Genomic DNA, 23768 nt, shown 5'->3' with positions numbered 1-23768 from the left:
AAAATTTCCGGTCGAAAAGGGCTTCAGTTCAGGCAGTCGGCGTGTTGACGCAGATTCTGTCGAGCGTAGTAGTTGAACGCAGCACCGTGGCGCTTTGGCTTGGAGATCCAGTCATGGGCTTCGCGTCCCAGTTCCGGCAGGATCGGCTTGACGATGCCGGCGGCCATGGCCAGCAACTGCAACTTGGCCGCCCGTTCGATCAACTGCGCAATGACGCAGGCCTCTTCGATGGTTGTACCGGTGGACAATTGGCCGTGATGGGACAGCAGGATGGCGCGCTTGTCCCTCAGCGCCGTGGTGATGATTTCGCCTTCTTCGTTGCCCACCGGCACGCCGGGCCAGGCTTCAAGAAACGCGCAATCTTCGTACAGCGGGCAGAGGTCCATGTGGGAAACCTGCAGCGGCACTTCCAGCATCGATAGCGCGGCGATGTGGGTCGGGTGGGTGTGGATGATGCAGTTCACATCCGGCCGGCCACGGTAAACCCAACTGTGAAAGCGGTTGGCCGGGTTGGGCATACCGTGGCCTTCGAGGACTTCAAGGTCTTCGTTGACCAGCAGTAGGTTGCTGGCGGTGATTTCATCAAAGCCCAAGCCCAGTTGCTGGGTGTAGTAGGTGCCGGGTTGCGGACCACGGGCAGTAATCTGCCCGGCCAGTCCCGAATCGTGGCCGTTTTCGAAGAGAATACGGCAGGTCAGGGCCAGCTTTTGCCGGTCGGTCCACGTATTATCCGCTAGGGTGTTTTGCATCTGGCTCAGTGCTTGCTTGACCAGTTGAAAGTTACCTGTCCAAAGTCGAACGCGGCCTCAACACCCCGTCGATTGCGGCTGCCCTGAAACTGGCCAAGGCCTTGAACGTGAAGGTCGAGGAGCTGTTCAGCGAAGACAACGTCAGCCTCGACAGCTACAGCCTGGTGCGCAGCCACGAACGTCAGCCGCTGTCCGGCACCGAGGCGTCACCCGGTTACGCGGTGCTGGCCCATCAGGTCAGCGAGCGTAGCCTGTTGCCGTTCATCATTTATCCGCCGGCGGAGTTTTCCGACAAGACCTTCAAGGAGCATCTGGGGGAGGAGTTTCTGTTTGTTCATGAAGGCCAGGTTGAAGTGGATTTCATGAATGAGAGAGTGATTTTGGAGCGGGGCGATGCGCTGCATTTCAATGCGCAAAAGCCCCACCGAATCAGGTCGGTGGGGGAAGTTCAGGCGCAGTTGTTGGTGGTGGTTCACAGTATCGAAGAGTGATCCGATCAGCGCTCGACCGGCACCGACAGCGCCGGATCGCCGAGCGCATGCGTGCGCGCATCAAAAAACCGCAGTTCCACCCCCATCCCCTCAAACAGCTCTGCATAACGCCGCTTCTGCTGCTGGATAAACCCTGCGCTGCGGCCAAACACCGAAATTGCCAGGGTTTTGACCTTCGACTGTCGGATCGCCTGCACCAGATGTAAATCCTGCGTGTCCAGGTGATGACCCAAGATGCACAGCGCGCCGGTATGGCTCAACAACTGCTCGTAGCAAAACGACAGGTAATCCGAACTGCGGATGGTCTTGAGCTTGTCCTCAACCTTGCCCTCGCTGACAAACAGCGGCACATCGTCCAGGGTCTTGATCGTATTGTTGATAGCAAAACTGCTGAGCAAGGTGCTGTCGGTGGACGGCAATTTGCGTGCGGTGCCATCGAGGTTGCGCACCAGATGCAGGCCGCCGTGCAGGTACAGAATGCGTGTAGCGTCGGTGGTGGTATTGCGCAGGTCGAAGCTGGCATCGGCGCTGCGAAACAGGTCGTCGATGCCAGGGGTTTGCAGGATTGCCCAGTAGTTGAGCAAATCGTAGTTGCTGGCAAACACCGTTTGATAACTGGCCAGTTCCTGGTTGATTTTCGCCAGCGTCGACGGCTGCACCAGGCGCCATGGAATGTGTACGCCATGGATGGTGTTGATCAGCGCTTCCTTGATTGCATAGTAGCGATTACGCGGCGCGGCCGAGCTGACCGCCAGGGCCTTGTTGACCCGGCTGGTGGTTTTCAGCGCTCCCAGCACCTGCTCGAAACTACGGGTCTGCATTGCGTCGAACACGCTCAGTTCGGACTGGCTCAGGGGTTTTTCTTCCACTGTGCGGGCGTTTTCGAACAGCGAGTCGTAGGCGAAATCTTCCCACACCGCGCGACTGGCGCCGTTGCCGATCAGAATCCCGGTGAAGGCGGTGGTGCTGCGCAGGGCGCTCCAGTCTTCAAGCTGGACGTCAAAATCCTGGGAATCCTTCATTGCGGCGGGTCTACTCAAAAACGGCTGGACGGCGACTTTATCACGGGCTGGTGTTGATCCCGGTCAAGATGTCGCAGGTGGGCGCGGTTGATGCTGTAGGTATTGACACCCTCGTCACCGTCTCAAGAGGATTCGCCATGAGCAGTACTTTCTTCATCCCTGCCGTCAACATCATTGGCATCGACTGTCTCGACGAAGCCATGGCCGCCATCCGTAACTACGGTTTTCGCAAAGCGCTGATCGTCACCGACGCCGGCCTTGCCAAGGCGGGCGTGGCCAGCATGATCGCCGAGAAGCTGGCGATGCAGGACATCGATTCGGTGATCTACGACGGCGCCAAGCCCAACCCCAATGTCGACAATGTCGAAAAAGGCCTGGCACTGCTGCAACTGAGCGAGTGTGATTTTGTGGTTTCGCTGGGCGGCGGCTCGCCCCATGACTGCGCCAAGGGCATTGCCCTGTGCGCCACCAATGGCGGGCACATCGGCGATTATGAAGGCGTCGATCAGTCGAGCAAGCCGCAACTGCCGCTGGTAGCCATCAACACCACCGCCGGCACCGCCAGCGAAATGACCCGTTTTTGCATCATCACCGACGAAACCCGCCACATAAAAATGGCCATCGTTGACCGCAACGTCACACCGCTGCTGTCGGTCAACGACCCGGCGCTGATGGTCGCCATGCCCAAGGACCTGACTGCCGCCACCGGCATGGACGCGCTGACCCACGCCATCGAAGCCTACGTCTCCACTGCCGCAACGCCGATCACCGACGCCTGCGCGATCAAGGCCATCGAACTGATCAGCGCCAACCTGCGCCTGGCCGTGCGCGACGGCAGCGACATGGCCGCGCGGGAAAACATGGCCTATGCGCAGTTCCTCGCGGGCATGGCCTTCAACAACGCATCCCTTGGCTTCGTTCATGCCATGGCCCACCAGTTGGGCGGCCTGTACGACTTGCCTCACGGGGTGTGCAATGCGGTGCTGCTGCCCCACGTGCAAAGCTTCAACGCCAGCGTCAGTGCCCAGCGCCTGAGTGATGTCGGCCGCGCCCTCGGTGTCAACCTCAAGGGCTCCACCCCGGAAGAGGGCGCCCAGGCCGCTATCGCTGCCATTCGCAGCTTGTCCCGTGACGTGGATATTCCCGCCGGCCTGCGCGAGCTAGGGGCCAAGTTGCAGGACATCCCGCTGTTGGCCACCAATGCCCTCAAGGACGCCTGCGGCTTGACCAACCCACGGCGTGCGGATCAGCGCCAGATTGAAGAGATCTTCCGTAGCGCGTTTTGATAGAGGCAGTTGCAAGCTTCAAGTGGTTGCTTTACTTGAGGCTTGACGCGTGTGGCTTGCCGCTACGCCTGCGGCCAGCACTACGCAAAGTACCGCCAACGGCCAAGCCTGCTGACTCGCCAGCAGGCTGGCGAACAGACTGCCCAGCAACATCATCGTGCTGCCGCACATCACCAACGCCATCCCCCATGCCATCACCGACACGCCCCAAGTGCTGAACCAACCATAAAGACAGGAAGGCCGCGCTGCGAGCGATTGCCAGGGTAGTGGCGCTTTTCAAGGGGCAAAAGTTCCTTTTGGCGGTAAGCTTCAAATCGCACGCTACAAGTTGATCGGTTTTTCGTCTCTTACTGCTTCTAACTTGCAGCTTGAAGCTTACCGCTTGTCGCTAAGGAACCACCCTTATGAGAGTTCTGTTATTCGGTGCCACCGGTATGGTCGGCCAGGGCGTGTTGCGTGAATGCTTGTTGGCCAGCGACGTGCAGGAAGTGGTGGCGGTCGGCCGTACGTCGCTGGTCCAGGAACACGGCAAGCTGCATCAAGTGCTGCATGCCGATATGTTCGACTTCCAGCCCCTTGAGCATCTGCTGCAAGGCTTTGATGCTTGCCTGTTTTGCCTGGGGGTGTCTTCCGTGGGCATGGACGAAGCCACCTACACGCGACAGACCTATGATCTGACCCTAGTAGCCGCCAGCACCCTGGCCCGGCTCAATCCACACATGACCTTTATCTACGTGTCCGGTGCCGGCACCGATAGCAGCGAGACAGGCAAGGTGATGTGGGGGCGGATCAAGGGCAAGACCGAGAATGCCTTGCTGCGCCTGCCGTTCAAGGCGGTGTATCTGTTTCGTCCGGGGATCATTCAGCCGTTGCATGGCGTGCGTTCGAAAACCTCGCTCTACCAATCGGTCTACAACGTGATCGGCCCATTGCTGTCGCTGATTCGCCGCGTGCGCCCGGCCTGGATGGTGAGCACCGAGACCGTGGGTCGGGCGATGCTGGCGGTTGTTCGCCATGGAGCGCCGCAAGCAGTGATCGAGCCCAAGGACATCAATCGCCTGGCCGCCGAGCGCGCCTGATGCTGCAGATGCCGGTGAAACCTTGCTGCACCAGGGTTGGCAGATGCCTTATCAAGCGGCTGCCAATGCTTTAACCGGCACTGCGCTGAACTGAATCAACACCACCCCGCCCAGCAACATCAGCACTCCGATCAATCGGGGCGCTGTCAGTTGCCGCTCCACCAGGCCGAACAGGCCAAAGTGATCCAGCAGCAACGAGGCGAGGATCTGCCCGGCCATTGCCAGGGCGATAAATCCAGATGCGCCCAGCTTGGGCAACAGCATCAGCGCCAGGGAAATAAAACATACGCCGAACGCGCCACCGGTCCACATCCACAGCGGTGCCTTGGTGATGAAACCCAGGCTGGGCAACGGCAAGCGCAGGGCCAGGATCACCGGCAGCAGTACGGCGATGCTGACCAGCAGCGATGCCAGCGTCGCCCATAGCGGATGCCCCAGCCCACGTCCCAGGTTGGCATTGATCGCGCTTTGAAACGGCACCACCGCCCCGGCAATCACCGCCAACAGCAACAAACCCAGCCAATGCAACGTCGTCATGAAGATTCTCCCAAAGGTTTCACTGGACTCTAAACTATTCGTCGCGCAAATTTAAATTCCAAGTTCTTATGCGGAACATGCACGTAATGAATAGCCTTCGTCGCATCGACCTCAACCTGCTGGTGATCCTCGACGCCTTGCTCAGCGAGCAACACGTGACCCGTGCCGCTGAACGCCTGCACCTGAGCCAGCCAGCGGTAAGCCACGCGCTGGCGCGGTTGCGCGAAGTGCTGGGAGACCCGCTGCTGGTGCGTCAGGGCGGCGGCCTGGTGCCCACCGCCCGCGCCCTGGAGTTGGCCGCGCCCCTGGCCGAAGCTCTGGCCCAGGTGCAATCGCTGCTGGCACCGAACCTTTTTGACCCGGCCTCGGCCAAGCGCACCTTTCGCCTGGCTATGTCGGATTACGGCGCAGCGATCCTGCTGCCGGGGTTGGTGCGCACCTTGCGCCGGGCAGCGCCCGGCATCGACCTGTTGATCATCCATGCCAGCCGCGAAGGTATGTTGGATGGCGTGCTCAACGGCGAGATCGACCTGGCGGCTGGGGTCTTTCCCGACTTGCCTGCTGAACTGCGCAGCACGCCCTTGTTCGAAGAGCATTACGCCTGTCTGGTGGACCGCAATAGCCTGCCGGAAGACGGCGTGCTCGACTTGCCCACCTACCTGGCACGCCCCCATGTGCTGCTGGAAATGCGCGGCAGCGGCACTCCGGAAATCGAACGGGCACTGACCGCCATCCGCGAACGTCGGCATGTCGCCATCAGCCTGCCTCACTGGAGTGTTGCGCCGCAGCTGATCGAAGGTACGGACCTGATTCTCACCGTGTCATCTCGTGGCTTGCTTACTATCGATCAGCAAAAGCTTCTGGTGGTGCCGCCGCCGTTTCACATTCCGTCCTTTGAGTTTGTGCTGGCGTGGCACAAGCGGCGGGGCGGGGATACGGCGTTGCAGTGGTTGAATGAGCAGGTACGGGGAATAAAGTTTTACCCTGACTAACATTGCAGTGCCTTGCAGATTGTGCAGAATCAACCGGCCACCTTTTTTTGTCAGAGCATGTTACCCATGACCCCATCGTTGCTGTTTGCTGTTATCGCCTCGGGCTTTATTTATGGCATCACCCCAGGCCCCGGCGTGCTGGCAGTGTTCGGCATTGGTGCGGCCCGTGGCCGTCGCGCTGGTGCCGGGTTTTTATGCGGGCACTTGCTGGGTGACGTGGTGTGGTGCAGCACCGCGTTGATCGCCATCGTCGGTGCGCGGGAAATCGGCAGCAGCGCCTTTGATGTGTTGGGCGTGCTTAGTGGTCTCTACCTGTTCTGGCTGGGTGCGCGCGCCATCCGCACCCGTCGCAGCAGCGAGGAAACGCCCCAAGGCGCGGCGCGGCAACCATTCTGGCACGGCATTCTGTTCGGCCTGACCAACCCCAAGGCCTACCCGGTGGCCGTGGCGACTTTCACCGCGCTGCTCTCCAGCCGCGCAGAGTTGCTCACCTGGTCGATGCTGCCGTGGCTGATCTTGCTGAGTTTTGTCGGCGGTCTCGTCGCTTACGCTATCCTCATTGGCATTGTCGGTGCTCGCCAGGTACGCGCGGTGTACCAGCGCCATGAGGTAATGATCACCCGTTTGTGCGGCGTGATGTTTATCGGTTTTGCCGTCAACGCCCTGGCTCACGCGTTGCCGGGCCTGTTGGGCAACAAGACGTAAGGGCGTTGCACGGAGCAACCGCTTCACGGGTCGGCACCGCAGACGCCTGACCGGTCCAGGGACTTTTTCAACGCTGGCATCGCACGGTTCCCCTATCTTGATGGAAACCAGAAACGCTGCACCGCTAGCCAGTTACATCGACCTTCTGCTGGACGCCGTTTGTGCGGTCGATGTAGACGGTCGCTTCGTCTTTGTCAGCGCGGCCTGTGAGCGCATTTTCGGCTATACCCCCGAAGAGCTTGTGGGACGGTCGATGATCGAACTGGTGTATCCCGCCGATCGGGCGCGCACCCTGGAGGCTGCGCGCGAGATCATGGCCGGCCAGGCCAAGCCCAACTTCGAGAACCGCTATGTGCGCAAGGACGGTTCAGTGGTGTACATCATGTGGTCGGCGCGTTGGTCCGAAGTTGATCAACTGCGCATCGCCGTCGCCCGTGACGTCACTGAGCGCAAGCTGGCGGAATCCAAGCAGACGGCGCTGTATGCCATTTCCGAAGCGGCCCATGGTGCCGAGGATTTGCTGACCCTGTTCAAACGCATCCACCAGATTCTCGGTGAATGGTTGCCCGCCTCGAATTTTTCCGTGGCCTTGTACAGCGAGGCCGAGGATGAGTTGAGCTTTCCCTATCATGTCGATGACCGTGAACCGCAGCCACAACTGCCTGGCACCGCTACGGGCAGTATCTGCGCCGAAGTGATCCGCAGTGGCCAGCCGCTGTTGCTGACACCTGGCAACCATGGGGCTCTGACGGACGTCCTGGAGGCGTTCAGCGGCCATGAGACGACATGCTGGCTGGGTGTGCCTCTCAACGCCCTGACCGGGACCATCGGCGCGTTGCTCGTTAAACGCGCGCCAGGGGATGCCCGCTACACCGAACAGGACCAGGAACTGCTGCAATACGTCTGCGCCCAAGTCACGGCGGCCATCGAGCGCAAGCTGCTACTGGCTCGCTTGCAACACATGGCGCAATACGACCAACTGACCCACCTGCCCAATCGCGCCTTGCTCCATGAACGCCTGCACAGCGCACTGGCCCGTGCCCACCGGGAAGGCGGCCGCCTGGCGCTGCTGTATGTCGACCTTGATCACTTCAAACAGGTCAATGACACGTTTGGCCACGGCGTTGGCGACTTGTTGCTGCAGGAAGTCGCCCATCGCCTGACGGCCTGTGTCCGGGAAACCGACACCGTGGCGCGGATCGGCGGCGATGAATTTGTGATCCTGCTGGACAGCGTCCAACAACCCGAAGACGCGGTTGTCGTCGTGGCTAATGTGGAGCGCGCGCTGCTACCTGCGTTGAACCTGGAAGGCCACTGCCTGACCATTCAACCGAGCATCGGTGTTGCCCTGTACCCGGAGCACGGCACCGAGGAAAAACCGTTGTTCAAACATGCTGATGAGGCCATGTACGGCGCCAAGCGGGCGCGTCGAAGCAAGGTGATGACGCCGCAGGTTTGATGACCGTTCGTCGCACCGAAAAGTTTTTTCTAAACCTTTGCCGCCCTGAAAATTCAGATTCAAGGCGGGGCTCGCTCCCCGGCACTTATTATTACCTGGAGGAACTCATCATGAGCCGCATGGCTATCCGGTTACGCACCGCCAGTTTCGCGATGCTGCTGGGCCTCGGCGCCAGCAATGCTTTCGCCCAGTCGCCTGCCGATTTCATCGAGCAGGCTTCGGCCAAGGGTATGGCCGATATCGAAACCAGTCGCATGGCCCACGCCAAGACCTCATCCAAGGAAATCAAGGATTACACCATCGAGGTCATCAACGAACGTACCCTGGCCAATCAGCACCTGGCGGCCATCGCCAAGAAGCTCGACTTGCCGGTGGCGCCTCGGGACAAGATCGTCGACAAGGCCGAAACTCTGATGCCCGAACTCAAGGACGGCGACTCCTTCGACGCCGCCTACACCGCCCAGCAGGTCAAGGCCAATGAAGACGCCATCGCGCTGTTCAAGCAGGAAGGCGCGGCGTCCGATGTTCCGGAAATAAAGGCCTTGGTCGATGAGACCCTGCCCACGCTGGAAACCCGCCTGGAAAAAGCCCGGGCGCTGGCTTTGACCTATGGCAAGAGCCGCCGAGGCGAAGGTTGATTGCTGCGGCATCGTTATTGGCGCTGAAATGAAAAACGGCGGTGTGCAGCTACTGTTGAGGCTGACAGTGTTGCTTTCGCCGATGGTCACTACTGCATCAATCCTTCTACAGGAAGCGTAATCATGAACATCATCCGTAGCGTGTGTCTGGCCTGCTGTGTGTTTGCCCTGCAAGGTTGTTTTGACAGTTCGAACAACGAAACCCAGGACAACACCAGTGGCAGCAAATCATCGGTAAAAATGCAGGACTCGAAGGCGGATAAGTAGGCCTTGGCGTTTTTCTCCAGGGATTTTCGGAGAGTGCTTACGGTGCAGTAGCGGCGTGGCCGCAAGGCTGCGCACCCTGGCGAAGCTGCCGTGGGCTGACGCCGGTCAGATTGGGATCAGACGGCGATTTCCGTTTGATCTTCTCCCTCAAGGCTCAGCAAATATTGCTTGGCCTCAAGCCCCCCGGCAAATCCTGTAAGCCCCCCGGATGCGCCAATCACCCGATGGCACGGCGCAACAATCGAGATCGGGTTTCGGCCATTAGCCGCGCCCACCGCACGCACGGCTTTCGGATTGCCGATGTGCAAGGCGATCTGGCTGTAGCTGCGGGTTTCGCCGAAGGGGATGGTCAGCAAGGCCAGCCAGACTTTTTTCTGAAAGTCAGTGCCGGCGAAGTCCAGTTCCAGCTCGAAACGGTTACGGGTACCAGCGAAGTATTCCTTCAACTGCCGCTGCGCTTCCAGCAACACCGGGCTGTTGTTGGCCTTCTGCAACGGGCCCAGGCGTACGCGGTTGACCCGTTCGTTTTCCCACAGGATGGCGGCGAGTTTCCCGCTGCGGGCAACAAGGGTCAGTTGGCCGACGGGAGAAGACATGAGTGTGTATTCATAAGACATGGGCTGACTCCTTGGTGAACAGATGTGAAAGAGTACGACGCCACTGTAGATTTGCCAGCCCATGGAGAAACTACGTTTCTTGCGGTTAAATGTACGAAAGGCTTAAAGGTTCCAGTAAGCCCAGTTGGAGTAAATGGGGTACCCGTAGAGCCAGGCAATGTAATAGAGACCTTTGAGTACCGAGGGCGTGCCCATGGCAATCAACGAGATAAGGTTGAGTAACGCCATTGCCCCAGCGAAAGCCGCCAGCCATCGGCCAGCATTACGTACGGCAAACCAGAAGCCATAAAAGGACGATGCGATAGCAGTCAGGCTCATGGTTATAGCCAGGAAAAACGGCAATTTTACCAATGTGAGCAACAGTGGGAGCAGCACCACCAAGCCCACTACCTTCCTGATTACAGGTCCTGAACTGCGTTGGTTTGGAGAGAACATTACGGTTGTTCCTGATTCAGCGTTTGAAGGACTGACGATCATTGCGGCCTGAGCCCGCCGCTGCATTTAGAGTTTGCTTAACTGCATTCACCGGTCTTGTTGCAACACTTTGAGTGCCGCTGAAGCGAGAAAGCCTGAGCGGCTTTTTTCTTCGGGGTGGTGCAGCACATATTCATCAATACGGCTCAGCAGATAACCGGGCAGGGTGATGTTGAGCTTCTGCGCCTTGCCCAGGTACTTGGTGACATCAATGTCCACCACCGCCCAGGTGCAGCCGGCGTACTGTGGGTTGGCTGCGTGCAGGGTCACCTTCTGTGCGTTGGGAATCGGCGAGCCGTCCTCCGCGAGTATCTCGAAGTGGCCTTCGATGGCTTTCCTGGCCATGGCCATGGCGTCGTCCAGGTCATCGCCGGCGGAGAAGCAGCCAGGGATGTCCGGGACTTCAACGCCCCAGGCGTGGTCTTGGTCACCGGTTGAAATTGCAATCGGGTACAGCATATTCGTTGTTCTCCAGGGACGGTTTAACTGAGCAGAGCTTGTTTCAAAATGCTCTTCGCGGTCTTGTCCAGCAGGTCTTTCTTGGGATGAGGAATCGTTACCAGTCCAGACTTCGTTGGATGTTTGAAAGGGTGATGACTACCTCTGATCCGAACCAGGTACCAACCGTCCGCGACGATATGACCTATCAAATATCGGCTGTCCACATCACCTCCTTGTGGTGTGTTAGTGGTGACTATAACCACTGCTAATAAATTATCAACACTCTACCTACCAACGGTCGATAACCGATGTTTCCGTGGGCGGTGCATGCAGTGTAAGAGTGCGCGGGGACGCCGCTGGAGAGAGTTATTGCGAGTTTTTGCAGGTGGCTCAGACGTGTTGGCGCGCCAGTAACACTTCATCAATCACCGTCATGAACGCCTCGACCAACAGGCTGCGCCCTTGCATACGCGTAAGCACCAGCAGTTGCGCGCAAGCATCAGGATCTGTCAGTGGCCGATAGTTCACACCTTTGCTCATCAAACTTTGGGTGCACTCAGGCACCAGCGCGACCCCTTGTCCGGCGGCCACCAAGGCAATGATAGAGGTGATTTGCCGCCCAGACGGGCCTGGGCGCAGCGGCAAACCATTGCGTCGGTAGAGTTGTTCGATGGACTGGTTAAGCCCCGAGCCGTAATCGTCGGGGAACAGAATCAACGGGTACGTGCTGAGTTGCGTCAGGCTGATCTGCGCCTGGCTGGCCAGCGGCTCCTCACCAAGAGACAGCGCCTGTACCTCGGTTTGCCCGCTTTGCGGCAATAATCGGCTCAGGCCGATATCCAAACGACCGTCGGTTATTTGCGAGCCCATGCTACCGGACGCGCATTCCACCAGCGTCAACTGTACATCGGGAAAGCGTAGGGCAAAGGCCTGGATGGTCTGGCTGAACAAGTCCGAGAGGGCGATCGAACTGACGTAACCCAGCGCCAATTGCCCGGCGGAACCTGCGGCCAGCTTGCCGGCGATGACTTCGGCCAGGTCGACCTGCTCCAGGACAGCGCGGGCATAAGGCAAGAAGGAGCGACCCTGAGCGGTAAGGGAAACCGTGCGGCTGGTGCGATCAAATAGACGAAAACCCAGTTCAGTCTCCAGCGCCGAAATCTGTCGGGTCAACGGCGGCTGGGCCAGGTGCAGGCGCAGGGCGGCGCGACCGAAGTGCAATTCTTCGGCGACGGTCAGAAAGTAACGCAGCTTGCGTAGGTCGAGCATCCTGGCCTCAGGGTATTGATCGGTCGGAAATCGGTATTGGTCTTCATCGCGTCGCGCATTTTATAAAGCCCTCTCAAAATAAAACGAGAGGTTTCATGAAACCGCGCCTGCATTGTGCCCGTCTTGCCTTGTTCCTGTGTGGCTGCGCGGCTTTTCTCAACCTCTATGCAACCCAGAGCATTCTCCAGAATTTTGCATTGGATTTTCAGGTGAGCGTCAAAGAGGCTGGCTGGAGCATTACTGTTACCACCTTGGCCGTGGCAATTACCGCACCGTTTGTCAGCCGCTTCACCGGTCAGTTCGAGCAACGCACAGTGATCGTCGTCGCAGCGTTGCTGTTGGCGGAGCCGGCGCTGATGACGGCCTATGTCGATAGCTTTGCCGAATTGTTGGTGTGGCGATTTATTGAGGGGATGTTGATCCCGGTGGTATTCGCCACCAGCGTCGCCTACATCGGCGACCACTGGAGCGGCAGCACCGTTACCGAAGTCACCAGCCTCTACGTGGCCGGGACCGTGCTGGGTGGTTTTGCCGGGCGTTTTGTGACCGGGGTGATGACCGAGTACGTAGGCTGGCGCGAAGCCTTCGAGCTGTTGGCGGTGCTGAGCCTGGTGGTGGGCGGTTTTATCCAGTTCCTGTTACCGGCCAATCCGACCCGAGCCGTGGGAGTTGCGGCCACCCATGCAGGCGTCTTCACCAAGCCGCTATTGGCCGCCTACGCCGTAGGCTTTTGTGTGCTGTTCTCTCAAGTGGCGACGTTTACCTACGCCGGCCTGTACCTCAGCCAACCGCCGTTCAACCTGGGTCCTGCGGCGCTGGGTACCATTTACATGGTGTTCCTGCTGGCACTGGTGGTGATCCCCATCGCCGGCCGCCTGAACAAATCCCGCCCGCAATCCGAATTGCTGACGGTTGCTGCAGTGCTCGGTATCAGCGGCTCGGTCCTCACCTTGTTGCCTTCTCTGTGGAGCATCGTATTGGGCCTGGCCCTGAGTTCCACCGGGGTGTTCCTCGCCCAGGCCGCCGCCAGCGCATTCACCACTGCTACCGCACGACAGAACAAGGCTGGCGCTGTGGGGGTTTACCTGACCTGCTATTACCTGGGCGGCAGCTTCGGCGCCATTGCTCCGGCGATCATCTGGGGGCATTGGGGCTGGACCGGCTGCGTGGCGCTGATCATCGGTTTCCAACTGCTGTCATTGTCGATCGCCCGGGTCGGCTGGAAGCCCGTCAGACTCCAAGCGATCAAAGTGAAATGACCTTACGTGCCCCCGATATAGTTGGAAAAGGGGACGGATTTATTTACCCGTCACTGACAACGTCAAAAACTCAAACCTCCAAATTCCACCCATAAAAAAACCGGCCACCAAGAGCCGGTTTTTTTATGTATCTACATCTCTCGTCAAAATCATCCTGACGCGAGACCAAAAATCTAAGTGGAGCGGGTGGCGGGAATCGAACCCGCGTGATCAGCTTGGGAAGCTGGAGTAATACCATTATACGACACCCGCTCAGAGCGGCTGACTTTGTACCAGATGTGCGCGTGGATTTGAAGTTTTTCTTTGGAGAATGTGCAGTTTACGATTTGTCGCAGGGCCGTCGGGCAGGCCGTTTGTAGGGGCGAGCTTGCTCGCGATGCACCCAATATCGCTGCGCTTATTCAGCAAGCGCGCGGTATCGTTGGTGATCATCGCGAGCCAGTTCGCTCCACGTTCAAATGGCAAACGCATGGTGTGTCTGGCCCTGGTGATACCGAAGTCGACTCGGTTGCTGCTCCGGTTTGAGGAAGCTCATCAACGCCAGGCGACTGTCATTGCACGCCGCCTTGTGCTCCATATCCAGAAAATGCCCGGTGGCCTGGATGGTGCCGAAGCTGCTGTTGGCAATGTGCTGCGAGAACAACTTCGCATCCTGCGCGCTGGTGTACTCGTCCCATTCCCCATTGAGGAACAACACCGGAATGTTGATCTGTTTGGCGGACTTGAGGTAGCACAGGCGGTCGCTGTTGAGGACGTGGCTCATGTGGTAGTGCATTTGCCCGTATTCGTGTTCGGCCAGGGTGCTGACGTGGCGGTAGTTGAAGCGTTTGAACAGGCTGGGCAGGTGTTTGCCGATGGTGCTGTTGACGAGGTGGCCGACGCTGTGGCGGTCGAGGTTGCCGAGGTAGCCGACGCCGCGTTCCAGGTAGTCGTGCATGGGGGTGTTGATCACTGGGGAGAACGAGCTGATCACGGCCTTTTCTACCCGGCGGGGGCGCTGGGCGAGGGCGACGAGTGTGGCGGCGCCGCCCCAGGAGAAGGACAACACATGCTCTGCGGCGAAATGGTCGATGAGTTCCAGGAGGATCTGGCCTTCGACTTCTTTCGTCAGCATTTGCTCGTGGCGGTTGTGGGCTTTGGAGCGACCGGCGTAGGGCTGGTCGTACAGAACCACGTTGAATTGCGGGTGTAGGCTTTTCACGGTTTGGGCGAAAGATGCGGTGGTGGCCATGGAGCCGTTGACCAGGATGATGGTCTTTTCAGCAGCATCCGCGCGATAGAACTCCGTGTAAACCCGATACTGACCCTGTATATCCAGCACAGCGATTTCTGGCCTCATGTCGTAAGACTCCTGGCAAGCGGGTAGTGCGCACAGATAACTCTGCACGAGCTTTGTGACAGGTAGGCATACGCCTGAAAAAAGTGAGGGCCCATGTCGATCCGCTGATGCTGGCCGACGGGTATTGTTATGGCGGGCAATTTGCCGAAGATGCCCGCAGATCAAGCCGTGCGGGCGGGCAAAGTGTTTCTTGGAGGTTTGGGTGACTAGCCAGTCAGATTGCGGCTGGCGTTTTGATTCAAGCAGGATAGGGGCCATGTCGCAAGTTGAGGGCATGGGTTTTTGCCATCAGCGGCTGAACGGTCATCAGACCTGCTTTATTTCGTCGTCCGTCAGCGGCCGATACTGGCCTGGGGCGAGGTTTTCATCCAATACCAGCGGCCCCATGCATTCGCGGTGCAGGCGCGTCACCTTGTTGTCGAAGTGCCCGAACATGCGCTTGACCTGGTGATAACGCCCCTCAATGATGCTCAGGCGCGCACTTCTGGGGCTCAATATCACCAAGTCCGCCGGTTGGGTGGTGAGGTCTTCGAAGGCGAAGTACAGGCCGGCCATAAAGGTTGTCGCATATTGCGGGCCAATCTCCTGTTCGGTCTCGACGTAGTAGACCTTGGGCAGTTTGGTTTGCGGCTGGGTGAGGCGCCGCGACCACTGGCCATCGTTGGTGATCAGCAGGAGGCCTGTGGTGTTGAAGTCCAGGCGACCGGCGATGTGCAACTCGCCTATGTCCGGTTCATCCAGCAAGTCGAGCACGGTGGAGTGTTGCGGGTCCGACGTGGCGCTGACGCAGCCCGGCGGTTTGTGCAACATGAAGTAGCGCGCCGGTTTACCCGCCTGGAGGATGTCATCGTCGCACTCCACGCGGCTGAATTCGCGCACGTCGTGATGGGGATCGCTGACTACTTGTCCATCGACTTTAATCCGCCGTTCTACCAGCAGCAGGCGCACCTGTTGGCGATTGAAGCGTGGCAGGCTGCTGAGGAAACGGTCGACACGCATTACGGCTGCTCGGCCTCACGCAACTGTTCGTCGACCTGGGCACAACGCGGGCAGAGGCAGGCCTTGTTGCGCAGCTCATCGGGCAGCGCTTCAAGCACCGCTGGGTCGATACTGACGCTGTAGCACCAGCACGCTTGGTCGGCGGTACGCGGGTCGGCCAGGGCGCAATCGTTGCGGGCGCCGCAGGCCGGGCAAAGTATTGGAATGGTCATCGGTCGGTTCAGGTTGTAGCGGATAAGTCCCGGCGGAACCCGGTGTACCTTGCACGATACAGCGCCGAACCTTTGCAAGCTACCCAGGCTGGTCAATCGCGCTCCACCACCACCACCACCCGTTGCCCGCCGCCAATTGCACCTACCAGAGATTGCCGGCGATATGGCTGTCGATGCTGTGTTGGTTAGCCCGCTAGGGTGTGTCTTCGCCTAGCGGTGCCGCGAACCTGTGATGACTCCTGCACGCAAGAGGCAGGGCGTGAGGTTGCACTGCAATGAAGTGATCGTTAGATGTATCAATCTATGTCAGGATCGCACCAGATTCGCTTTTTGATGTCAGATATTTCGTCATTCGGTGAAAGCTGATTGTCGCTCCCCAGCGTCGCTGGTGTGTGCTCTTCCGCGGTCCAGGAGGCCGCCATGTATCGTCGACTGCTCCTTATCGCTTTGCTCGGTTTAACCCTTTCTGCTTGCGCGCCCTATTACGATGGAGGAGGTCGCAGCTACTACCGCTCGGAAGTTTATACCTCGCCGGCGCCCGTTTATTACTACGGCGGTGGCCCGTCCTATCAGTACCGGCGTGACTACTATGCACCGGCGCCGCGTTACTACCCGGCGCCGCGTTATTACCAGCCTGCGCCCCATTACTACCCGGCAGGGCCGAGGGCTGGCTACCGGCCTTACCCCAATCGGGGCGGTGGTGATCACTGGGGCAACGGCGGCCGTGGCCGGGGAGACGGCCGTGGTTCGAATCATGGCGGGGGGCGCGGCGGGCACCGTTAATAAGACTTTCCTTAAAACGGCGCGTAATGCGCCGTTTTTTTGTGGGTGACCGCCTGTCGCTACTGTCATATTTCACAGCTACCTTATATGCCTCGCTTGTACTCCACTGAGGACCAAGGCACTGCGTCTTGCCGCACTCAACGTGGGTTAACGGAACGGCATATGACTATCCGCGTACTCTTTTTGCTCTTTCTAGGATTTTCCTCCATTACCCACGCGGCTGCGGAGCGAGGTTGCCCCTATCCGTCTTCGGTCAAATACCGTGATGGCTACTTTCAAGGAACGGGCACCGACAGCCCCTGGAGAGGTTCAAGCGTGAAGGCTGGGGATTTCCTGGACACGTTTTCCGGCGCTGTCTTTATCCCCGGCGAGGGGCTTGAGCGCAAACAGGGCTATCTGGAGAAATGCATCTACACGGCGGGAAGTGGTCGCTCAGTTGCCTTGAGATACTGGGCACCTGATGGCCCTTTGAGCATGTCGCTGACCGATACCAGTCACTGGCGCCTTGCCATCGGCCCTTTTGATCAAGAGGTCTATCTGTGCGATGACAGCCAGCCGGACAATTGTTCGTTCATCATCGATAACTTCAAACACTGACAACCCATGGCAAATCCTCGATTCGCCGTATCGATGTAAACCTGTCAGTAGTCAGATAAATCCGCCAGCGGATGCCGTCCTTCCCACACCTTGTGAAAGTGCGCCTCCACCACCGCCTCGGGAATAGCGTTGATATCTGGCCAATGCCAGCGCGGCTGCTGATCCTTGTCGATCAACCGGGCCCGCACCCCTTCGCTGAACTCCGGATGCCGGCAGCAATTGAGGCTCATGGTGTATTCCATCTGGAACACCTGGGCCAGGGAAAGATGCCGGGCGCGCAGGATCTGCTCCCATACCAGGTGCGCAGTCAGCGGGCAGCCGTCGCTCAGGGTCTTGCCAGCACGGCTGAACAGTGGGTCTGCGTGCTCGCGCAGTTGACTCAGGGCTCGCCACGCGCAGCGCACGTCACCCACATCCAGCCATTTGTCGATCTGCGACCGACGCGGCAGCCATTGCGCCTCGGGTAGTTGGCTTGCAGCTTCCTGGGCCATGGCCTTGAGCAGGCTGTTGAGTTGCATCGCCGTCTGTTCCTGCCAGTTCAGTTGCAGTAGGCCGTCGAGCAATTCGTCCTGTTGTTCATCGAGCAGGAAGCGGTCGGCGAGACCCAAGTCCAGGGCATCGCGGCCGTTCATATGGGCGCCGGTCAGGCCCAGGAACAGCCCCAGCTTGCCGGGCAGACGTGAGAGGAACCAACTGGCGCCGACATCCGGGTACAGACCGATGCTGATTTCCGGCATCGCCAGGCGGCTGCTCGGGGTGACGATGCGCACGGACGCGCTTTGCAGCAGGCCCATGCCACCGCCGAGCACATAGCCATGGCCCCAGCAGATCAGTGGTTTTGGGTAGGTATGCAGGCGATAGTCGAGGCGGTATTCGGCCGCAAAGAACTGCGCGGCCAGAGACGGTACTTCGCCGGGATGTTCACGGCATGCCTGCACCAGGCTTCGCACTTCGCCACCTGCGCAAAACGCCTTGGGTCCGTTACCGCGCAGCAGCACACAGACAATTTGCGGGTCCTTGGCCCAGGTGTCCAAGCGTTCACCGAGGGCCAGGATCATGGGCAAGGAGAGGGCGTTGAGGGACTTTTCAGCATCCAGGCTGGCGATGGCGATGCGGGCGCCGTCGGTGCCGGTCAGCTCTTCGAAGTGCAGGTTCATCGTGACCTCAATCCATAAATTGAACGTTGAGTATGATCCCTTCGTGGGAAAGTGCCGCTTCTGCATCAGATCAATTGACAAGCGGAGTGGGCTTTCCTAGGGTTCGCCACATTGTGTTTTCTCTGGATGTAACCATGACCTCCGACGACCGTATCAAACTCGAACCGAGCTGGAAACAGGCCCTGCGCGATGAGTTCGACCAGCCGTACATGACGCAGCTGCGCGAATTTCTGCGCCAGGAACACGCCGCTGGCAAGGAAATCTACCCGCCGGGACCGATGATTTTCAACGCGCTCAATTCCACGCCGCTGGACAAGGTCAAGGTGGTGATCCTCGGCCAGGACCCGTATCACGGCCCGGGCCAGGCTCATGGCCTGTGCTTCTCGGTGCAGCCTGGTGTGCCGGCGCCACCGTCCCTGGTCAACATCTATAAAGAGCTTAAGCGCGACCTGAACATCGACATCCCCAGCCACGGCCATTTGCAAAGCTGGGCCGACCAGGGCGTGCTGATGATCAACACGACCATGACCGTTGAACGGGCCAATGCCAACGCCCACGCGGGCAAGGGCTGGCAGTTCTTTACTGACCGGGTGATCGAGATTGTCAGCGAGCATCAGCCGCACCTGGTGTTTTTGTTGTGGGGCGCCCATGCCCAAGGCAAGCAGAAGCTGATCGACGCCACCAAACATCTGGTGCTGACCTCGGTACATCCGTCGCCGTTGTCGGCGTATCGGGGGTTTATTGGCTGCGGGCATTTCAGCCGCGCCAACAAGTTTCTTGAGCAGAACGGCGAGACGCCGATTGAGTGGCGGTTGCCGCCAGTGTGAGTGGGTAAAAAAAAGTGGCGAGGGCACAAGCGCCACTCGCCAAAAAGGGAAAATTCTAGGTTTTCTCCGGCTGCCGGTTCCAATGCCGGAACAACGGCTCTGCCAGAAACAACACAAACAACAACCGCATTACCTGCATTGCCGTCACCAACGGTACCGACAGTTGCAGGGTTTCTGCCGTCAGGCTCATCTCGGCAATACCGCCGGGCATCATGCCCAGGGTCAGCGAGCGTAGATCCAACTGTGTCAGGGCACTCAAACCCACCGCTGCCAGGGTCGCGATCGCCATGGTCAACGCCGTGCCGATCAAGGTACGGCCCATGAACGCCGGTGCACGTCGAAAGAACTGCCGGTTGAAGTGGCAGCCCAGGCCACTGCCGATCAGCCACTGGCCGATCTGGCTACCTCCATCGGGCAGGCCGATGTGCAGGTCCCAGGTAATACTGACGATGGCACTGACCAGCAACGGCCCGAACAACCACGGATTGGGCTGACGCAAACGCTGCCACCCCCAGGCCACCCATGCACCCAAGGGAAACAGCAGCGTCAGCCAGACCCAGTTGACGGCTGCCGGATGAAGTTGTGGGGTGCCTTCGCCCAGCAGATACTTGAAGGCCGCCGGCACGCATAGCACCACCACCAACACCCGCAAGCTTTGCCCCGCCGCCACCCGGCTGAGTACCGCACCATTGCGTGCTCCGAGGTTGACCATCTCGCCGGAGCCCCCGGGCATGCTGGAGAAAAACGCGGTGGCGCGGTCTTCACCACTGCGGCGCATCAACCACACACCGACAATGCTCGACAGGCTGGTGACCAGCGCGCCAAAGAAGATCAGGCCGAAGTGGCTCATCACCTGCTCGATCACCACGGGGGTGAAGTGCAGGCCGATGCCGATGCCTACCACCCATTGGCCGCATTTGCGCCCGCCGGGGATTTCTGCCAATTGCCACGGCGTCAGGCAGCGCACCAGGATGATCGCCAGCAACGAGCCGACCATCCATGGCAGCGGCCAGCCGATCTGGCTGGCGAGGTAACCGCCTGCCAGGCCGACCAGTGGTGTTCCCCACCAGTGTCTAAAGGTGACCTCAGACATCGGCCACGGCACGACGCTGCAGGGAACGCTTGCGCCAGATGCGGATCAGCGGGAACAACAGCATCAGCGCAGTCAGCACCCAGACGCCAAAGGTGATCGGGCTCGACCAGAGGATTTGCAGTTCACCGTTGGAGATCGACAGCGCACGGCGCAGGTTCTGCTCCATCAGACCGCCGAGAATAAAGCCCAGCAACACCGGCGACAGCGGGAAGTCCAGCTTGCGCAGGATGTAACCGAAGATTCCGATACCGATCATCAGGAACAGATCGAAGGTAGTGGCGTGAACGGCGTAGACGCCAATCGCGGTGATGATGGCGATTACCGGCACCAGCGCCCAGTTCGGTACCGCAAGTATGCGGGTGAAGATGCGGATCATCGGAATGTTGAGGATAACCAGCATGAGGTTGGCGATAAACAACGACGCGATCAGACCCCAGACGATGTCCGGTTGCTGTTGGAACAGCAGCGGGCCAGGGGTGATGTTGTACAGCGACAGAGCGCCGATCATTACAGCGGTGGTACCGGAACCGGGGACGCCGAGGGTCAGCATCGGTACCAGAGCGCCGCACGCCGCCGCACCAATGGCGGTTTCCGGGGCGGCGAGGCCGCGCTTGTCACCCTGGCCGAATGTACCGCTGTCACCAGCGATACGTTTCTCGGTCATGTAGGCAACAGCGGACGCCAATGTCGCACCGGCACCCGGTAATACGCCCATGATGAAGCCCAGCAGGCCGCAACGAATGTTCACCACGAACACCGCCGACGCTTCCTTGAAGTTGAACATCATCCGGCCGGTGGCTTTCACTGCTTCCTGGCCGCGATGGGTTTTTTCCAACAGCAACAGGATCTCACTGATGGAGAACAGGCCCAGCACCAGCACCACGAATTGGATGCCGTCAGTCAGGTGAATGTTGTCACCGGTAAAACGGTACACGCCGCTGTTGGCGTCGATACCGACGGCTGACAGAAACAGGCCGATCAGCGCCGCGACAAAGGTTTTCAGCGGTTTGTCACCGGCCATGCCGCCCAGGCAGACAATGGCGAATACCATCAGTACGAAGTATTCCGCCGGGCCGAAGGCGATCGCCCATTTGGCCAGCAATGGGGCGAACAGCACCATGCCGCAGGTGGCAATAAACGCACCGATGAACGAACTCCACGCCGACAGCGACAACGCCACGCCGGCCAGGCCTTTGCGGGCCATCGGGTAGCCGTCGAGGGTGGTCATCACGGTGGACGCCTCGCCCGGGATATTCAGCAGGATCGAGCTGATCCGGCCGCCGTATTCGCAGCCCAAGTACACGGCTGCCAACAGGATCAAAGCCGACTCTGGCGGCAGGCCCAAAGCGAAAGCGATGGGGATCAACAGTGCCACGCCGTTGATCGGGCCCAGGCCCGGCAGCAGGCCGACCACGGTACCGATCAAGGTGCCGCACAGTGCGGTTATCAGGTTGTAGGGGGTCAGCGCGACGCCGAAGCCCTGGCCCAAATAGCCTAGCGTATCCATATCAGTTCTCCAAAACGTCGAGCAGACCGAGGGGCAGCGGTACATCCATGGCTTTATCGAACAGCAGATAAAGGCCGACGCTTATCAAGGTGATGATCACCACGCTGGGCAGCCAGCGACCGCCATACAGCCGTGCCATCGGAATGCCGATCAATATGCTGCTGAGAATGAAACCCAGGGATTCGAAGGTGCCAGCGAACACCAGCAACAACACCACGCAGATTCCGATCTTGATCAGCGTTTCTTGATCCAACGGTGGTTCTTCGTCGCTGTGTTTGGTTGGCTGCGGGCGAATCAGCATGTAGATCAGGGCCAGGCTCATCAGCCCGAGCATCAGCAGCGGATAGGCACGCGGCCCTACGGGTTCGTAGGAAAAAGACGCCTGATACGGCCAGGCCATCAGTGCCAGGCCGGCACAGGCCAGCAATAGCACTGCAGCAAAAATGCGTTGTAAGAGCATGGAAAACTCCTGGGCCACGCCTTTTATGCACAAGGGCGTGGCCGCGCAAACAAGGGGCGATTACTGAATCAGGCCAAATTCTTTGGCCAGCACTTTGTAGTCAGCCACCTGTTTCTTCACGTAGGTGTCCAGCTCCGGGCCGGTCATGGCAAACGGGAACAGCTCGCGCTGATCACGCAGCTTGGCGAAGTCTTCGGAAGCCAGCAGTTTGTCGAAGGCGTCTTTCCACCAGGCGTAGTCTTCGTCGCTGACTTTTGGCCCGAGGTAGAAACCACGGACCACTGGCCAGACGATGTCGTAGCCTTGCTCCTTGGCTGTCGGGATGTTCTTCATTTCCGGCTCGTCCAGACGCTCCTCGGAGAACACCGCCAGCAGGCGCATGTCACCGCTCAAGATGTGGGGCATGGAGTCGGAGATGTCGGTGCTGCCCACCTGAATGTGGCCGCCGAGCAGGGCAGTGGCGATTTCACCGCCGCCTTCCAGTGCCACGTAACGCAGGTCGCGTGGGTTGATTCCGGCGGCCTTGGCGATCAGCGCGGTTTGCATCCAGTCCTGGCTGCCGACGGTGCCGCCGGAACCGATGACGACTTTGCTCGGGTCTTTCTTCAGCGCCTGGACCAGATCATCGAGGTTTTTGTAGGGTGAATCGTTTTTCACTGCAATGGCGCCGTAGCTGGTGCCGACCGCCGCCAGCCAACGAACGTTGGTTTCATCGAAGCGACCGAACTTGCCCTGGGCCAGGTTCAACAGCGAACCGCTGGACCAGGCCACCAGGGTGCCGGCATCGGCTGGACGCTGGGCCACCACCGCGTTGTAGGCCACCGCGCCGACGCCGCCGGGCATGTAGGTCACGCGCATCGGCTTGCTCAGCAGCTTTTCGTTGACCAGCGCGCTTTGTACCAGTTTGCAGGTCAGGTCAAAGCCCCCGCCTGGGGACGCCGGAGCGATACATTCCGGACGCCTGGGCTCGGCGGTGGATGCGGCCAGCAACTGGCCGGCGAACAGCATGCAGCCGGCCGCCAAAACAAATTTGTGCAGTGATAAGGTCATGTGGATTTCCTTCATTGTTGTTATGGGGTGTGTCTATTACCAGGCACTACCCAGCGCGCGAGGCCACCAGGCTGAGGCAATGTTTGCGATACACGTCGTCGAGTTGGGGGAAGTGGTAGCTGGCGGTGAGCTCGTAGCCCACGCCATCGAAGTCGAAGTGCTTGCCGGTGGCACCACTCAGGAAACGGCTGTTGTTGTTTTCGAAGAAGGCAGCCTGGGCAAGCGGCGAAAAGCCGGCAAGGACAGTCTGGGGCAGGCGAGAAGAACGAGCAGGTGGGCAGGCCTGGGGCTGTGTCGACAGCATCGTTGGTGCACTCCGTTATTGTTCTTATTTTGGCGAAAACGCGTCGAGGCGTTTTTCGGGCGCTATCGGTGAAATAGCTTGGCAAGTCGTAACCCACCGCAATTGGATGCTAATGGGCGAAGCTTTCACTAACCTTTCAGCAACCTTTCAATGTT

The 23768-nt window shown here is 59.3% G+C and carries 29 protein-coding genes, 1 tRNA gene and 2 pseudogenes; 12 read left to right on the top strand and 20 right to left on the bottom strand.

Features of this window, described 5'->3' with window-relative positions; translation table 11 throughout:
- Positions 1 to 23: 23 nt before the first annotated feature.
- Positions 24 to 749, bottom strand: a complete 726-nt coding sequence (locus tag AAEZ06_RS06345; protein ID WP_350613504.1) for an aldolase — start codon at positions 747 to 749, stop codon at positions 24 to 26.
- 26 nt (positions 750 to 775) lie between these two features.
- On the opposite strand from AAEZ06_RS06345, the pseudogene AAEZ06_RS06340 reads away from it, so the two are divergent.
- Positions 776 to 1240 (top strand): annotated as a pseudogene (locus tag AAEZ06_RS06340) (cupin domain-containing protein); the annotation flags it as partial.
- A gap of 5 nt (positions 1241 to 1245) precedes the next feature.
- Here AAEZ06_RS06340 and AAEZ06_RS06335 read toward each other — a convergent pair.
- The gene (locus AAEZ06_RS06335) at positions 1246 to 2262 is read right to left on the bottom strand and encodes a DUF4917 family protein (protein WP_350613502.1); all 1017 of its coding nucleotides are present in this window, start codon (positions 2260 to 2262) and stop codon (positions 1246 to 1248) included.
- Positions 2263 to 2399: 137 nt separating this feature from the next.
- Between AAEZ06_RS06335 and yiaY the strand changes: the two genes are divergently transcribed.
- A complete protein-coding gene (gene yiaY / locus AAEZ06_RS06330; protein ID WP_350613500.1) occupies positions 2400 to 3548 on the top strand; it encodes an L-threonine dehydrogenase in 1149 nt (382 codons plus the stop codon).
- A gap of 31 nt (positions 3549 to 3579) precedes the next feature.
- Here the strand turns inward: yiaY and AAEZ06_RS06325 are convergent, their stop codons facing one another.
- Complete coding sequence (locus tag AAEZ06_RS06325; RefSeq protein WP_178114526.1) at positions 3580 to 3828, bottom strand: hypothetical protein; 249 nt, start codon at positions 3826 to 3828, stop codon at positions 3580 to 3582.
- 124 nt (positions 3829 to 3952) lie between these two features.
- Between AAEZ06_RS06325 and AAEZ06_RS06320 the strand changes: the two genes are divergently transcribed.
- A complete protein-coding gene (locus AAEZ06_RS06320) occupies positions 3953 to 4627 on the top strand; it encodes an NAD-dependent epimerase/dehydratase family protein (protein ID WP_149414296.1) in 675 nt (224 codons plus the stop codon).
- A 51-nt stretch (positions 4628 to 4678) separates the two neighbouring features.
- Here AAEZ06_RS06320 and AAEZ06_RS06315 read toward each other — a convergent pair whose 3' ends face one another.
- Positions 4679 to 5164 carry a DMT family transporter gene (locus AAEZ06_RS06315; protein ID WP_149414297.1) on the bottom strand — a complete coding sequence of 162 codons (486 nt, stop codon included), beginning with the start codon at positions 5162 to 5164 and terminating at the stop codon, positions 4679 to 4681.
- A 77-nt stretch (positions 5165 to 5241) separates the two neighbouring features.
- Between AAEZ06_RS06315 and AAEZ06_RS06310 the strand changes: the two genes are divergently transcribed.
- The 5 genes from AAEZ06_RS06310 (at position 5242) to AAEZ06_RS06290 (ending at position 9225) form a co-directional block, all read left to right on the top strand.
- A complete protein-coding gene (locus tag AAEZ06_RS06310) occupies positions 5242 to 6156 on the top strand; it encodes a LysR family transcriptional regulator (protein ID WP_502948023.1) in 915 nt (304 codons plus the stop codon).
- A 66-nt stretch (positions 6157 to 6222) separates the two neighbouring features.
- Entirely contained in the window at positions 6223 to 6861 is a 639-nt protein-coding gene (locus AAEZ06_RS06305; RefSeq protein WP_350613495.1) for a LysE family translocator, read from the top strand.
- A 100-nt stretch (positions 6862 to 6961) separates the two neighbouring features.
- On the top strand, positions 6962 to 8320 hold the full coding sequence (locus AAEZ06_RS06300; protein WP_350613493.1) for a sensor domain-containing protein: 1359 nt from the start codon (positions 6962 to 6964) through the stop codon (positions 8318 to 8320).
- A gap of 110 nt (positions 8321 to 8430) precedes the next feature.
- A complete protein-coding gene (locus AAEZ06_RS06295; RefSeq protein ID WP_149414301.1) occupies positions 8431 to 8958 on the top strand; it encodes a DUF4142 domain-containing protein in 528 nt (175 codons plus the stop codon).
- Positions 8959 to 9081: 123 nt separating this feature from the next.
- Positions 9082 to 9225, top strand: a complete 144-nt coding sequence (locus tag AAEZ06_RS06290; RefSeq protein ID WP_178114527.1) for a hypothetical protein — start codon at positions 9082 to 9084, stop codon at positions 9223 to 9225.
- Between the two features lie 116 nt (positions 9226 to 9341).
- On the opposite strand, the gene AAEZ06_RS06285 is transcribed toward AAEZ06_RS06290, so the two are convergent.
- The 5 genes from AAEZ06_RS06285 to AAEZ06_RS06265 form a co-directional block, all read right to left on the bottom strand.
- Positions 9342 to 9842, bottom strand: a complete 501-nt coding sequence (locus AAEZ06_RS06285) for a methylated-DNA--[protein]-cysteine S-methyltransferase (protein WP_350613490.1) — start codon at positions 9840 to 9842, stop codon at positions 9342 to 9344.
- 102 nt (positions 9843 to 9944) lie between these two features.
- Positions 9945 to 10277: a hypothetical protein gene (locus tag AAEZ06_RS06280; protein ID WP_149414303.1), complete on the bottom strand. Its 333-nt coding sequence runs from the start codon at positions 10275 to 10277 to the stop codon at positions 9945 to 9947.
- 87 nt (positions 10278 to 10364) lie between these two features.
- Positions 10365 to 10775: a type II toxin-antitoxin system HicB family antitoxin gene (locus tag AAEZ06_RS06275; protein ID WP_149414304.1), complete on the bottom strand. Its 411-nt coding sequence runs from the start codon at positions 10773 to 10775 to the stop codon at positions 10365 to 10367.
- Positions 10776 to 10798: 23 nt separating this feature from the next.
- Positions 10799 to 10981 carry a type II toxin-antitoxin system HicA family toxin gene (locus AAEZ06_RS06270; protein ID WP_149414305.1) on the bottom strand — a complete coding sequence of 61 codons (183 nt, stop codon included), beginning with the start codon at positions 10979 to 10981 and terminating at the stop codon, positions 10799 to 10801.
- A gap of 166 nt (positions 10982 to 11147) precedes the next feature.
- Entirely contained in the window at positions 11148 to 12026 is an 879-nt protein-coding gene (locus tag AAEZ06_RS06265) for a LysR family transcriptional regulator (RefSeq protein WP_350613487.1), read from the bottom strand.
- Between the two features lie 95 nt (positions 12027 to 12121).
- On the opposite strand from AAEZ06_RS06265, the gene AAEZ06_RS06260 reads away from it, so the two are divergent.
- Positions 12122 to 13285 carry an MFS transporter gene (locus AAEZ06_RS06260; RefSeq protein ID WP_149414307.1) on the top strand — a complete coding sequence of 388 codons (1164 nt, stop codon included), beginning with the start codon at positions 12122 to 12124 and terminating at the stop codon, positions 13283 to 13285.
- A 178-nt stretch (positions 13286 to 13463) separates the two neighbouring features.
- Here AAEZ06_RS06260 and AAEZ06_RS06255 read toward each other — a convergent pair.
- From AAEZ06_RS06255 to AAEZ06_RS06235, 5 genes are all read right to left on the bottom strand, one after another.
- Positions 13464 to 13537 (bottom strand) — tRNA-Gly (locus AAEZ06_RS06255).
- Positions 13538 to 13756 carry a hypothetical protein gene (locus AAEZ06_RS06250; protein ID WP_350613485.1) on the bottom strand — a complete coding sequence of 73 codons (219 nt, stop codon included), beginning with the start codon at positions 13754 to 13756 and terminating at the stop codon, positions 13538 to 13540.
- Positions 13740 to 14624, bottom strand: a complete 885-nt coding sequence (locus AAEZ06_RS06245) for an alpha/beta fold hydrolase (RefSeq protein ID WP_149414309.1) — start codon at positions 14622 to 14624, stop codon at positions 13740 to 13742. Before AAEZ06_RS06245 ends, AAEZ06_RS06250 begins: the two co-directional genes overlap by 17 nt.
- 306 nt (positions 14625 to 14930) lie before the next feature.
- Positions 14931 to 15623, bottom strand: a complete 693-nt coding sequence (locus tag AAEZ06_RS06240) for a 16S rRNA pseudouridine(516) synthase (RefSeq protein ID WP_149414310.1) — start codon at positions 15621 to 15623, stop codon at positions 14931 to 14933.
- Complete coding sequence (locus tag AAEZ06_RS06235) at positions 15623 to 15835, bottom strand: cysteine-rich CWC family protein (RefSeq protein ID WP_149414311.1); 213 nt, start codon at positions 15833 to 15835, stop codon at positions 15623 to 15625. Before AAEZ06_RS06235 ends, AAEZ06_RS06240 begins: the two co-directional genes overlap by 1 nt.
- A gap of 420 nt (positions 15836 to 16255) precedes the next feature.
- Between AAEZ06_RS06235 and AAEZ06_RS06230 the strand changes: the two genes are divergently transcribed.
- Both AAEZ06_RS06230 and AAEZ06_RS06225 read left to right on the top strand, forming a co-directional pair.
- Positions 16256 to 16618 (top strand): hypothetical protein, encoded by a 363-nt coding sequence (locus tag AAEZ06_RS06230; RefSeq protein WP_149414312.1) that lies wholly within the window; start codon positions 16256 to 16258, stop codon positions 16616 to 16618.
- A gap of 162 nt (positions 16619 to 16780) precedes the next feature.
- Positions 16781 to 17215 (top strand): DUF3757 domain-containing protein, encoded by a 435-nt coding sequence (locus AAEZ06_RS06225; RefSeq protein WP_149414313.1) that lies wholly within the window; start codon positions 16781 to 16783, stop codon positions 17213 to 17215.
- Between the two features lie 44 nt (positions 17216 to 17259).
- Here the strand turns inward: AAEZ06_RS06225 and dspII are convergent, their stop codons facing one another.
- Positions 17260 to 18372, bottom strand: coding sequence for an enoyl-CoA hydratase/isomerase DspII (gene dspII / locus AAEZ06_RS06220; RefSeq protein WP_149414314.1), 1113 nt, complete (start codon positions 18370 to 18372; stop codon positions 17260 to 17262).
- 134 nt (positions 18373 to 18506) lie between these two features.
- Between dspII and ung the strand changes: the two genes are divergently transcribed.
- Positions 18507 to 19199, top strand: a complete 693-nt coding sequence (ung, locus tag AAEZ06_RS06215) for a uracil-DNA glycosylase (RefSeq protein ID WP_149414315.1) — start codon at positions 18507 to 18509, stop codon at positions 19197 to 19199.
- Between the two features lie 55 nt (positions 19200 to 19254).
- On the opposite strand, the gene AAEZ06_RS06210 is transcribed toward ung, so the two are convergent.
- From AAEZ06_RS06210 to AAEZ06_RS28530, 5 genes and pseudogenes are all read right to left on the bottom strand, one after another.
- Entirely contained in the window at positions 19255 to 20292 is a 1038-nt protein-coding gene (locus tag AAEZ06_RS06210) for an AbrB family transcriptional regulator (protein ID WP_149414316.1), read from the bottom strand.
- Positions 20285 to 21799 carry a tripartite tricarboxylate transporter permease gene (locus AAEZ06_RS06205; RefSeq protein WP_350613480.1) on the bottom strand — a complete coding sequence of 505 codons (1515 nt, stop codon included), beginning with the start codon at positions 21797 to 21799 and terminating at the stop codon, positions 20285 to 20287. The genes AAEZ06_RS06210 and AAEZ06_RS06205 overlap by 8 nt, the downstream gene beginning before the upstream one ends.
- A 1-nt stretch (position 21800) precedes the next feature.
- Positions 21801 to 22259 carry a tripartite tricarboxylate transporter TctB family protein gene (locus AAEZ06_RS06200; RefSeq protein WP_149414318.1) on the bottom strand — a complete coding sequence of 153 codons (459 nt, stop codon included), beginning with the start codon at positions 22257 to 22259 and terminating at the stop codon, positions 21801 to 21803.
- 60 nt (positions 22260 to 22319) lie between these two features.
- Positions 22320 to 23315: a Bug family tripartite tricarboxylate transporter substrate binding protein gene (locus AAEZ06_RS06195; protein WP_371923915.1), complete on the bottom strand. Its 996-nt coding sequence runs from the start codon at positions 23313 to 23315 to the stop codon at positions 22320 to 22322.
- A gap of 49 nt (positions 23316 to 23364) precedes the next feature.
- Positions 23365 to 23613: pseudogene (locus tag AAEZ06_RS28530) on the bottom strand (hypothetical protein); the annotation flags it as partial.
- Between the last annotated feature and the right edge of the window lie 155 nt (positions 23614 to 23768).

The sequence above is a fragment of the Pseudomonas sp. HY7a-MNA-CIBAN-0227 genome (assembly GCF_040310325.1).
Taxonomy (GTDB): domain Bacteria; phylum Pseudomonadota; class Gammaproteobacteria; order Pseudomonadales; family Pseudomonadaceae; genus Aquipseudomonas.
This window is presented reverse-complemented; position numbering and strand designations above follow the sequence as displayed.